Genomic DNA, 12487 nt, shown 5'->3' on the forward strand with positions numbered 1-12487 from the left:
TGCGTTTTCCCTCTGCCAGCGCGGGCGATCAGGCAATGACGACGACCTTGCCGTCGGTACCCGCATCCACTGTGGCCTGAGCCCGGCCGGCCTCCGCGAGCGGGAAGCTCTCACCGAGTTCCACCTGGAACGCTCCGGCTGCGAGGAGGGAGAGGGTCAGGGGCAGCGCCTCACGACGCCACGCCTCCTCCTGCGCCGTCAGCGGAGCGGGGCCGCCGCCGCGGAACGACCGGATGCCCCAGCCGGCGGCGTCCGCGCCGCGCACCAGGGTGGCCGCGCGCGAGCGATCGTGCACGAGAGCGATCGACGCCTCGTTCGCCTCGTCGGTGCCGGCCGCGTCGATGGCGACGCTCACACCGTCCGGAGCGATCGCGCGTACGCGCTCGATGAGCCCGGGCCCATAGTCCACCTGGGTGGCGCCGAGCGTGCGAACCACGCCGGCGCGGCGCTCGCTGGAGGTGGCGATCACCGTCGCACCGAGCAGACGTGCGTACTGGATCAGGAACTGACCGACCGATCCGGAGCCTCCGTGCACGAGTACGGTGTCGTTCGCGCTGACCGCGAGTGACCGGATGGTCTGATAAGCCGTTCCTGCCGGGATACCGAGTGCGGCCCCGGCCGACGCGGAGACCGTGGCGGGGCGGGGCGCGGCATCAATGGCGGCGACGACCACGTCCGTGGCATAAGCGCCCTGGGCGTTGCCGAACGCAACTGCATCGCCCACACGGAAACCGTCGACGTCGGCACCCACCTCGGTCACGATGCCCGCCCCGTCGTGTCCCGTGCCGCGCGGCCCGGTGAACGGCGGGGAGGGACGAAGCCCCGAGCGCAGTTTTCCGTCCACGGGATTGACCCCCGCGGCCTCGACACGGATGCGGATCTGGTCCGGGCCCGTCTCGGGGAGATCGACCTCGCGCAGGGTGAGGACTTCGGGGCCGCCGAGCTGTTCGTACTGGATCGCCTGAGTCATGTTCCTCAGCCTAGGCACGCCGCCCGCGCGCTGGGGCCGACCGCGTACCGGTGATCGTCACCCGGCGAAACACCCCGGCGAGGACGGCGTCAGCGGACGGACCGGGAGCGGAGGGTGGTGAGCTCCAGCGTCCGGACGGGGGCGGCCCCCGCGGCCAGGGCATCGTGGAGGGACCGCACCCGGATGCCGCGCTCGTCGCAGCGTCGCAGGAAGTCGCGGGTCAACGCGGCGCGATCGCTGACCGGGGGCGGCGGATCCGTCACGCCGTCGCGCTCGTCGGCGATGCCGTCATGGGCCAGCACGATGCGACCCGCTGCGGCGGCACGGTCGGCCGCCGCAGTGCGACGCGCGACATCGACCGCCGCGGAATCGTGCAGTGTCCCTGACCAGAGCACGGGGACCAGACCGCTCCGCCGCGCCGCCCGCCAGCTGGTGGGGGACTGGGCGCCGTACGGCGGGCGATACCAGCGCGCCGCGGTGCCGGTCACGTCTTCGAGTTCGATGCGTGCCCGGGCCAGCCGGGACGCGGCATCGGCCGCGGAGAAGGTGGTCAGGGCGCGGTGGTCCGCACCGTGCAGGGCGATCTCGTGACCCGCCGTGAGCACGGACCGCACCAGGTCCGGGTACTGGCGCACCCGCGTGAGCAACACGAAGAACGTGGCGGTGGCGTCGTGCTCGGCGAGGAGATCGAGCACCCGCGGGGTCTGGTCGGGGTCGGGACCGTCGTCGAAGGTGAGCACGACCGACGGCGAGGTGGTCGCCGTGATCGATCCGAGGAGCGAGCCGCCGTGACGCCGGATGAGTCCCAGGACCCGGGCGCGCGGAGAACGGGCGGAACGTGCGGAGGGCATCCGCACAGCGTAGGCGAATGAGAGATCAGGCGTCGGGGTGCTGTGGATGACGGGGGTCGTCGTCGGAGCGCCGTGCGCCCTCGGCCTCCACGGCTGCCGCGTCATCGGCCGCGGCCTCCGCGAGAGCCGCCGCCGCCGTGCCTTCGGCAGCGGCCGCATCGTCCACCTGCTGGAGGATCACGTCGATGGCACCGGTCTTGGCCTCTTCGTACCACTCGGTCAGCTCCCGCGCGGTGCTGTCCAGCCAGGCGCCGGCGCCCTCGTCGGGCGCGGTGGGCGAGGATTCAAACACGAAGTCGTCGCCGTGCTCCTCGATGCCGCGCCGCACGCCCTGTGCGATGGCGACCTTCGCGAAGCGGGCGCGCAGGATCAGCGGATCGGTGGACAGCTCCTTCCACCACGCGAACATGATGCCGATCACGATGATCGCGAAGGGCAGGGCCGACACCGTCACCAGCGACTGCAGCGCCGTTAGCGCGTCCTTGCCGCCCGCGAGCAGCAGCGTGGTGGCGATGGCCGCGAGCGCGATGCCCCAGGTGATCGTCACCCAGCGGGCCGGAGTCGGGTTTCCGCGCTGACTCATCTGTCCCATCACGATGGAGGCGGAGTCCGCGCTGGTGACGAAGAAGATCACCACGGCGATCATGGCCACCACGGCGGTGACCGTGGAGAACGGCAGCTGGCCGAGCACGTTGAACAGGATGTCCTGGGCATCTCCCGCACCGGCCACGTTCTGACCGGACTCCTGCATCCGCATGGCCGTGCCCCCGAAGACGCCGAACCAGATCAGGCACACCAGCGACGGCACGATCATGACCACCAGGGTGAACTGGCGGATGGTGCGCCCGCGGGAGATCTTGGCGATGAACATCCCCACGAAGGGCGTCCAGGACACCCACCACGCCCAGTAGTAGGTGGTCCACGTCTTCATGAACTCGGCGGTGTCCGCACCCTCGGCACTCGAGCGCTGCAGCATGGTGCCGAGGTCGCTGAGGAAGGCGACGCCGGCGGTGGGGATGAAGTTCAGCAGGAACAGGGCGGGGCCCACGACGAACACGAAGACGGCGAGCACCGTCACCATCAGCATGTTGATGTTGGAGAGGATGCGGATGCCGCGCTTCACACCGGACACCGCGGAGATGATGAATCCGCAGGTGAGCACCGCGATGATGCCGACGATCACGCCGTTGCCGACCGGGCCGATGCCACCGACGATCTCGATGCCCCGCGCGATCTGCAGCGCCCCGATACCGAGGGAGACGGCCGTGCCGAACAACGTGACGATGATCGCGAGCATGTCGATGACGGCGCCGATGGGGCCCTTCGTGCGCTCACTGAAGATGGGGTCGAAGATCGAGGAGATGAGCGGGGAGCGGGCGCGGCGATACGCGACGTAGGCGATCGCGCCCCCGACGAGCGCGTAGTAGCTCCACGCGAACGGACCCCAGTGGAACATGGTCTGCGCCATCGCGCTGAGCATGGCCTCCCGCGTGCCGGCATCGATGTGGAAGCCGGTGGGCGGGTCGAGGAAGTAGACCAGCGGCTCGTACGGGCCGTAGAAGAGCAGACCGATTCCCATGCCGGCCGCGAAGAGCATGGTGATCCAGGAGATGCCCGAGAACTCGGGCTTCTCCCCGTCCGCACCGAGCGGAATCCGGCCGCGTGCGCTGAGGGAGACGACCAGCATGAAGACGAAGACCACCAGGGTCAGCAGAGAGAACAGCCAGCCGAAGTTCGTCGATACCGCACCGAGCGCGGAGGTGGCGAAGCGGCCCATGCCCTCGGTGTCCAGCAGTCCCCAGGTGATGAAGCCGACGGTGAAGGCCGCGGTGATCACGAACACCCACCAGTTGGTGCTGAACTTGCGTCCGGTGTCGTCGACGCCGATGCCGGGGATCAGAGCGGGGTGGACGCCATAGGGAGTGTTGACCTCACGGAAGATCCGCTTGGCGGCATCACGCGCGTCGCGGCGCCGCACCGGCTGCGTCGGAAGCACCGCGGTGGAATGCGGTTCGTCGCCGGTGGCGGTGCGCCGTGCGGGGTCGCCGGATTGCGGCGTGCTGGACTGCTGGTCGGCGCTCATACGTCCCCCTTCGCGGCTGACGGCCGCAATCCAGGGTACGCCGACCCTCTGAAGGTACTGATCAGCGAAGGATGCTATTCGCGCGAGCGCACGACGCGCGCCGGAGACTGTGCATGATCAGGCGCGCTCGCGGAGGGCTTTCGCGACGCGCTGCACGGAGACCGCCTCGGCCGTTCCGAGGCGCTGGGCGAAGAGGGACACCCGAAGCTCCTCCAGGAGCCAGCGCACGTGGACGAGGGACGCGGACATCCCGGGGGTTTCGGGAATGGTGCCGCCGGCCTCGTCGTAGAGGGCGCGGGCGCGTTCGAACTCGGTCATCCATGCTCGGTCGCGTCCGGGGTTCTCGCTCAGCTGCTGGAGACGGATCTTCACCGCCTCCAGGTAACGGGGCAGGTGAGCGAGCCGGGCGAGACCGGTGGCGGAGACGAATCCGGGCCGCACCAGCGCATCCAGCTGGGCGCGGATGTCTCCCAGCGCCCCCAGAAGCGCCATGCTGGTCGTGCCCTTGAGGAGCTTGCCGGCCTCGCGGTGCAGATCGAGGATGCGGGAGATCAGGCCCACGGTCTGGAAGGTGCGGTCGATGACGGCCGCGGAGACCGCATCGCGCGCGCGTTCGAAGTCCGCGCGGGTCCGGACGACGCCGGGAACGGTCGCCGCGATCACCTCGTCGGCCACGGCGACGCGCGCGTCCTCGATCAGCGCACGCACGCCGGAATACGGGGATGCGGCAAGGGAGAGCTTCTCCTTCGAGGTGAGATGCTCCTGCACGTACGACACGGGCGACGGCACATGCAGCAGTACCAGCCGGCGCACGCCGAGACGCGTCATGCGCTCCGCCTCCGCCGGATCGGTCAGCACGCGAATCGACACGGACTCGCCGTCGTCGGACAGCGCCGGGTAGCCGCGCACGACACCGCCGGCTACCTTCGTGTCCACCTGCACGGGCAGCTCGTCCAGGTCCCAGTCCGTGATGCCGCTGCGTTCGATGGTGCGCTGCGGCGCGGCGGCGACGCGGTCGGGGGAGGACGTGGGCGAGCGCTGCAGCGAGGAGGCGACGGAGTCGCGCGCGCGGTCGGCGAGTCGTGCCTGCAGGGCGGCGAGGTCGCGGTCGGAGTCGATGGCCCGTCCCCGGGCGTCCACCGCGCGGAACGACATCGTCAGGTGCGCGGGCACCCGATCCAGCTCGAAGGCGTCCGCGGACACCGGCTGGTTGGCGATGGGCTGGATGCGCCGGGCGAGCGCGGCCGCGAGGCTCGTGGCCGGAAGCCCGTCCGTGTCCTCCGGGCCGGTGCCGGCCAGCTCCGCGGAGAACTTCTCCGCCCAGTCGGCGGCGGGCACCACGTTGCGGCGGATCGCCTTGGGCAGCGCACGCAGCATCGCCGTGATGAGTTCGTCGCGCATCCCGGGGACCTGCCAGTCGAACCCGTCGGGTCGGAGACCGGCGAGCAGGGGGAGGGGGACCACGACGGAGACGCCATCGTCGGCCGCTCCGGGCTCGAACCGGTAGGCGAGGTTCAGCGTCTGGTCGCCCTGCGTCCACCGGGAGGGGAAGTCGTTCGCATCGGAGCGGTGTGCGCGATCGACGAGGTCCTCCTCGCGCATCGTCAGCAGCTTCGGGGTGCGCGTGATGCTCTCCCGCCACCACGCCTCGAACGAGCGCACGTCGAAGACGTCGGCCGGGATCCGGGCCTGATAGAAGTCGAAGACCGCTTCATCGCCCACCAGGATGTCGCGGCGGCGCTCGCGCTCCTCCTGCTTCTCCAGGCGGCGCCGCAGCTCATGATTCTGGCGCAGGAACTGCGTGAGGTTCTGAGGGAGGCGGGACGGATCCCACTCGCCCTCGACCAGCGCGTGCCGCACGAACAGCTCCCGCGCCGCCGCCCGATCCACGCGCGCGAACTGCACGCGTCGGCGGGGGACGATCTCCACGCCATAGAGCGTGACCTTCTCGTACGCCATGGCCGCACCCGACTGCTTGGACCAGTGCGGCTCGCTCACGGAACGGTGCGCCAGATCGCCGGCGAGCGACTCCGCCCAGGCCGGGTCGATCGCGGCGACCGTGCGTGCGAAGAGACGGGAGGTCTCCACCAGCTCCGCCGCCATGACGGCCTGCGGCGAACGCTTGCGCAGGCCCGAACCGGGGAAGATCGAGAACGTGATGCCGCGCGCACCGCGGTACTGCGTGATCTTGCGCCCCTTCTCGGGACGCTGACCCGGGACCTGTCGCGGAGCGGAACGCTCATCGAGCACGCCGATCTGGCTCAGCAGGCCCGACAGCACAGCCTGATGGATCGCATCGGCCTGTGCGCCGGGGATCCGGCTTCCCTCGCGCGGCGCGGCGTCGGCGGACCGGGAATCCCGGCGCGGCGCGCGGCGGGCGGATCCGGACCGTTCGGCCGGACGCTCGCGCTCGCGACGGGCCACGTCGCGGGTGAGGCTGGTGAGCTGGCGATGCACGTCGAACCACTCGCGCACGCGGACGTAGTTGAGGAACTCCTCACGGCACAAGCGTCGGAACGCCGACGACCCCAGCGCTTCCCGCTGCTCGTTCAGGTGGTTCCAGAGGTTCAGCAGGGTGAGGAAGTCGCTGGTCGGATCCGTGAAGCGGGCGTGCTTCGCGTCGGCCTGCTCGCGCTTGTCTTCGGGGCGCTCGCGGACGTCCTGGATGGAGAGGCCGCCGACGATGGCGAGGAGGTCGCCGAGCACACCGGTGCGTGCCCCCTCCAGGAGCATGCGGGCGAAACGCGGCTCGATCGGCAGGCGCACCAGATCGCGGCCGATACGGGTGAGCTGGGGGCCGTCACGTCCCTCACGCACCGCGCCGAGCTCAGTGAGCAGATCGATCGCGGCCTTGATGTTGCGGGAGTCCGGCGGCGTGAGGAACGGGAACGCGGCGATGTCCCCGAAGCCCAGCGACAGCATCTGCAGCACGACCGAGGCGAGGTTGGTGCGGAGGATCTCGGGGTCGGTGAACTCGGGGCGGCGCTCGAAGTCCTCCTGCGCGTACAGGCGGATCGCGATGCCGTCGCTGGTGCGGCCCGCGCGCCCGGATCGCTGCTGCGCGGAAGCCTGGGACACGGCTTCGATCGGCAGCCGCTGCACCTTCGAGCGCGTCGAGTAGCGCGAGATGCGGGCGGTGCCGGTGTCGATGACGTACTTGATGCCGGGCACCGTGAGGGAGGTCTCCGCCACGTTGGTGGCGAGGATCACCCGGCGACGCACTCCGGCCACCCGCGACGGCTCGAACACCCGGTGCTGGTCGGCGGCCGACAACCGGCCGAACAGCGGCAGGACCTCGACAGGCGCCGTCGTGCTGCGAAACGCCCCGCGCACGGCGTCCGCGGCATCGCGGATCTCCGCCTCGCCGGGCAGGAACACCAGGACGTCGCCCGGGGCCTCGCGGTCGAGTTCCTTCAGTGCCGCCACGATCGCATCGATGTCATCGCCGCTGTCGTCGTTCTCGCCGTCCTCGTCCTGCTCGGGCGCGCGATAGCGGATCTCCACCGGGTAGGTGCGTCCGGAGACCTCGATGACAGGGGCGGGGGAGCCGGGGCGCCCGAAGTGCTTCGCGAAGCTCTCCGGATCGATGGTCGCGGACGTGATGATGACCTTGAGGTCGGGCCGCTCCGGAAGGATCCGCACGAGATAGCCCATGAGGAAGTCGATGTTGAGCGAGCGCTCGTGCGCCTCGTCGATGATGATCGTGTCGTAGCGGCGCAGCAGCCGGTCACGATGGATCTCGTTGAGGAGAATGCCGTCGGTCATCAGGGCGATCGCGGTGTCGTCGCTCACCTGGTCCGTGAAGCGGACCTTGTAGCCGACGAGCGAGCCCAGCTGGACCCGCATCTCCTCGGCGATGCGCTCGGCGATGGTGCGCGCGGCGAGCCGGCGCGGCTGCGTGTGGGCGATGCGGCGCCGCCCCAGTTCGTACGCGATCTTCGGCAGCTGTGTCGTCTTGCCGGAGCCCGTGGCACCGGCGACGATCACCACCTGGTGGTCGCGGATGGCAGCGGCGATCTCGTCGCGCGCCGCACTGACCGGCAGTTCCGGGGGATACACGATGACGGGCGCAGACATAGCCCTCCAGTCTCTCATGCGCGGCACGGTGACGGCGGCGCCGGCCTGAAACGAGGGGATGTGCGCGAAACGAGGGGAATCGGGCCGGTTCGGCGCTCCTCTCGGCGCATTCCCCTCATTTCGGGACGCGGTGGACGGATGACCGGATGCGACGAAGCCGGCGCGCGGGGGCCGAAACGGTGGTTGCATAGGACGATGAGCATTCCGACCCTCACCCTCAATGACGGCACCTCGATTCCCCAGCTCGGCTACGGCGTCTTCAAGGTGCCGCCGGCAGACACCGAGCGGGCGGTGAGCGAGGCGCTGGAGATCGGCTACCGTCACATCGACACCGCGGCCATCTACGGCAACGAAGAGGGCGTCGGCGCTGCGATCGCCGCGTCCGGCATCCCCCGCAACGAGCTGTACGTCACCACGAAGCTGTGGAACGACCGGCACGACGGCGACGAACCGAACCGCGCCATCGAGGAGAGCCTCACCAAGCTCCGTCTCGACTTCGTCGACCTGTACCTCGTGCACTGGCCGACGCCCGCGAAGGACAACTACGTCCACGCGTGGCAGAAGGTCGTCGAGATCCGTGACGCGGGCCTGACGCGTAGCGCCGGCGTCTCCAACTTCCTCGTGCCTCACCTCGAGCGTTCGGTGGCGGAGGTGGGCGTGGTCCCCGCCGTCAACCAGATCGAACTGCACCCGCGTTACCAGCAGCGCGAGATCGCCGAGTGGGCCGCGCAGCACGACGTGAAGATCGAGGCCTGGGGGCCGCTCGGACAGGGCAAGTACGATCTGCAGGAGTTCGCCGCGATCAGCGACGCCGCTACCGCCCACGGCAAGTCCGCGGCCCAGGTGGTGCTGCGCTGGCACCTGCAGGAGGGGCGCATCGTGTTCCCCAAGTCGGTGCGCGCCGAGCGCCTGCGCGAGAACCTCGACGTGTTCGACTTCACGCTGAGCGACGCGGAGGTCGCTGCCATCACCGCACTGGATGAGGGAGCGGCCGGCCGCGTGGCCTCGCACCCCGACGACGTCAACTGAGACCGTGGCGTCCCGGCTCGCCGACGCGATCAGCCCGTACCTGCGCACCCACGCCGCTCATCCGGTGGCGTGGTACCCGTGGGGCGAGGAGGCTTTCGCGCACGCGCGGGACCGGGACGTCCCGGTGCTCGTCTCGATCGGTTACTCCACCTGCCACTGGTGCCACGTCATGGCACGAGAGTCGTTCGCAGACCCCGAGACCGCGGCGATCCTCAACGCCGGCTTCGTGGCCGTCAAGGTGGATCGGGAGGAGCATCCGGAGGTCGACGCCGCATTCCTCGCCGCCGCGGCCGCCTTCACGCGTGATCTGGGGTGGCCCCTCAATGTGTTCGTCACCCCCGATGGCCTCCCGCTCTACGCCGGTACCTATTGGCCCCCGGTGCCGGTCGCGGGGCGCCCCGACTTCCGCTCCGTGCTCGCCGCGGTCAGCGAAGCCTGGACGCAGCGGCGCGACCAGGCGGAATCGATCGGGCGGTCGATCCGCGGTGCGCTCGCCGCCGCGGCTCCCGTCCCCGCGAAGGAAAGCGACCTGGCGCAGGCGGTGGGTGCAGCGCTTGATCGGCTCCGCGAGGCGGAGGACGCCCCGTATGGCGGTTTCGGCACCGGAGCGAAGTTCCCCCTGCCGACGGTGTTGCGATTCCTCCAGGCGCCGGGGCTGCCGGTCACCGCCGCCGAGATCCTGCACCGGGCGCTGAACGCGATCGAGCGCTCACCGCTGTTCGATCCGGTCGACGGCGGGGTCTTCCGCTACGCCACCCGGCGCGACTGGACAGAGCCGCACTACGAGCGCATGCTCATCGACAACGCGCAACTGCTGCAGGTCGCGACCGCGGCCAGGCAGGCGGGCCTGGCCGCGCATCTCGGTCGCTTTCTGCTCGATGTGCTGCAGCAGCCCGGCGGCGGATTCGGCGCCGCACAGGATGCCGAGTCGATCATCGACGGGGAGCCGTCCGCCGGCGGGTACTACACCTGCCCGGCGTCGCGGCGCGCGGAACTGGATCGTCCCGCCATCGATGGCAAGGTCATCACCGGCTGGAACGGCCTGGCGATCGGCGCGCTGGCGGAGGCCGGTGCGCGCCTGGATGATCCCGAGCTCATCTCCGCGGCCGAACGCGCCGCGTTGGCCGTGCTCGAGATCAACGGCGCGGACGGCGTGTGGGTGCGTGCTTCGGTGGACGAGATCCGCGGTCGTGCTGCCGCCGGCGTCGCCGATCTCGCCCAGCTGGCCGGCGGCCTGTTCCGGCTCGCGATCGCGACGGGCGACAGCCACTGGGCGGTACGGGCGCGAGACCTGCTCGCCGAGGCGCCGAGCCGCTCGGGTGATCCGGTGCTCGGGACGCTCGGCATCACCGTCCCCGGCGACGTCTCCGACGGTGACGAGCCGTCTGCCCCCGCGGCCCTCGCCGACGCCCACCTTCTGGCCTGGATTCTCGGCGCAGGCGACGAGCACCGTCACGCGGCGGAGGACATCGTGCGCCCGCATCTCGCGACTGCGGCGGCCGCGCCCCTGGCACACGGCGCGCTGCTGCGCATCGCCGCTGACATCTCCCGTCCCTCGCGGCAGATCGTGGTGGTCGAACCCGACGCCGGACCGCTCAGCCGCCGGGCGCGCGAACTGCGGGCGGACCTCGTGGTGTGCGTCACACCGGCCCAGGCCGAGTCCTTCGCTGCGGCCGGTTTCTCCCTGTTCGCGGGCCGCAGCGGCCCCGCAGCCTACGTGTGCGAGGAGTTCGTCTGCCGGCTCCCGATCACCGATCCCGCCGACTTGGCCTGATCAGATCCAGGTGGGCAGCCACATGTGCAGCTGCCAGTAGTCGCGCGACGTCGCCATTCCAGTCCACAGCGGCAGGAAGAAGACCGAGAGCGCGACGGCCACGGCGATGATCACGCCCGTCACGATCCGCCAGGCGCGGCGCTCGTCGGGTGGCCCGGATTCGCTGAGTCGCTGCAGCACCAGCGCGATCGCCATCATCATGAACGGTTCCATGATGACGGTGTAGAACTGGAAGATCGTGCGCTCGGGAACGGCCAGCCACGGCAGGTACGAGGTCGCGAACCCGACCAGCACGATGGCGTAGCGCCAGTCGCGGAAGCGCACGAGACCGTAGAGGAGCACGAGGGTCGCGATCGCGCCAATCCACCACAGGGCGGGATTCGGGATGGAGGTGATGGCCTCGGCGCACGCGTTGGTCTTGTCCGGGTCGCACGAGGTGGAATCCCAGAACATGGACGTCGGGCGCACCAGGAACGGCCACTGCCACGCCGGGCTCATGTAACTGTGCGGCGTGCTCAGCCCGACATGGAACGAGAACGAGTCCATGTGGTACTTGTACAGCGCCACGAACGGATTGGAATCCGAGTCGCGCATGTAGCCGCCCGAGGTGACCAGCCAGCCGGTCCACGACAGCAGATACACGACGAACGCGACGGGGACCAGCAGCACGAACGTGGCCGGTGCCTGACGGCCGATCGCCGCGGAACCCCACATCTTGATGCCGGCGCGGCGCCGGGCGAACGCGTCGGCCGCCACGAGGTAGATGCCGAAGCCGGCGAGGGCGTAGAAGCCGCTCCACTTGACTGCACCGGCCGCACCGAACGCGATGCCTGCGGCGATCAGCCAGGGGCGATTCCACATGGTGGGGCCCGTGAACGAGTCGGCCGACCGTGCGATGCGCGCCATCGTGGGGCGATGATCCAGCAGCACGAAGTAGACGCCCAGCAGGACGAAGAAGGTGAGGATGCCGTCGAGCAGCGCCACGCGGCTCATCACGATGGCGATGCCGTCGATGGCGACGAAGCCCGCGGCGATCGCGGCCCAGGCGATCGAGCGCGTCATGCGGCGCATGATGAGGTAGACCACCAGCACCGTCAGGACACCGAACAGCGCCGTCGAGAAGCGCCAGCCGAAGCTGGAGGCGCCGCCGAAGATCCACATCCCCGCAGCGATCAGCCATTTGCCTAGCGGCGGGTGCACGACGCGCGCGCCGCTGGTCTCGAAGATGTCCGTGTCGCCGGCGGCGAACTTCTCGTTGGCGCCCTCCGGCCAGTTGGCCTCGTAGCCGAGGTGAGACAGCGACCAGGCGTCCTTGACGTAGTAGGTCTCATCGAAGACGAGCTGATGGGGGTGATCGAGACCGGTGAAGCGGATGAGAGCCGCGACCAGCATGAGCAGTCCCGGAACCACCCACTCCACGGCGCCGCGCCAGTGATCCGGGATGTCGCGCAGAACCGTGGTGGCAGCGCGCCGCGCCCACCAGCGAGCCCAGGCCTCGCGAATCCCGGGACCGACGTAATCGGGCCGCTCGCGGGCGGTGTCGGCCGGTCGTTCGTCAGCAGCGAGGAGCGTCGTCGCTCCGGTGGCTGACGCGACATCCGTCGCGCCGGGATCGGTGCCCACGGGCGCGGGCGCGGTGCTCTCGGCGGCCGCAGGAAGCAGCTCATCGCGGTCACGGGGTTCGGTCACGGCGTCCAGCCTAA

General features: G+C 70.2%; 7 protein-coding genes. 2 read left to right on the forward strand and 5 right to left on the reverse strand.

Features of this window, described 5'->3' with window-relative positions; all coding sequences use genetic code 11:
• Positions 1-28 precede the first annotated feature (28 nt).
• The 4 genes from LQ566_RS13775 to hrpA all read right to left on the reverse strand — a co-directional run bounded on the left by LQ566_RS13775 (position 29) and on the right by hrpA (position 7981).
• Positions 29-970 (reverse strand): NADP-dependent oxidoreductase, encoded by a 942-nt coding sequence (locus LQ566_RS13775; protein WP_231092295.1) that lies wholly within the window; start codon positions 968-970, stop codon positions 29-31.
• 89 nt (positions 971-1059) lie between these two features.
• A complete protein-coding gene (locus LQ566_RS13780; RefSeq protein ID WP_231092296.1) occupies positions 1060-1821 on the reverse strand; it encodes a polysaccharide deacetylase family protein in 762 nt (253 codons plus the stop codon).
• A gap of 25 nt (positions 1822-1846) precedes the next feature.
• Positions 1847-3904, reverse strand: coding sequence for a BCCT family transporter (locus LQ566_RS13785; RefSeq protein ID WP_231092297.1), 2058 nt, complete (start codon positions 3902-3904; stop codon positions 1847-1849).
• A gap of 117 nt (positions 3905-4021) precedes the next feature.
• A complete protein-coding gene (gene hrpA, locus LQ566_RS13790) occupies positions 4022-7981 on the reverse strand; it encodes an ATP-dependent RNA helicase HrpA (RefSeq protein WP_231092298.1) in 3960 nt (1319 codons plus the stop codon).
• A 195-nt stretch (positions 7982-8176) separates the two neighbouring features.
• On the opposite strand from hrpA, the gene LQ566_RS13795 reads away from it, so the two are divergent.
• Both LQ566_RS13795 and LQ566_RS13800 read left to right on the forward strand, forming a co-directional pair.
• Complete coding sequence (locus tag LQ566_RS13795) at positions 8177-9010, forward strand: aldo/keto reductase (RefSeq protein WP_231092299.1); 834 nt, start codon at positions 8177-8179, stop codon at positions 9008-9010.
• A 4-nt stretch (positions 9011-9014) separates the two neighbouring features.
• Positions 9015-10784 carry a thioredoxin domain-containing protein gene (locus tag LQ566_RS13800; protein ID WP_231092300.1) on the forward strand — a complete coding sequence of 590 codons (1770 nt, stop codon included), beginning with the start codon at positions 9015-9017 and terminating at the stop codon, positions 10782-10784.
• Here the strand turns inward: LQ566_RS13800 and LQ566_RS13805 are convergent, their stop codons facing one another.
• Positions 10785-12473: a dolichyl-phosphate-mannose--protein mannosyltransferase gene (locus tag LQ566_RS13805; RefSeq protein WP_231092301.1), complete on the reverse strand. Its 1689-nt coding sequence runs from the start codon at positions 12471-12473 to the stop codon at positions 10785-10787.
• Positions 12474-12487: the final 14 nt, after the last annotated feature.

Source organism: Microbacterium nymphoidis (genome assembly GCF_021044885.1).
GTDB classification, from domain to species: Bacteria; Actinomycetota; Actinomycetes; order Actinomycetales; family Microbacteriaceae; genus Microbacterium; species Microbacterium nymphoidis.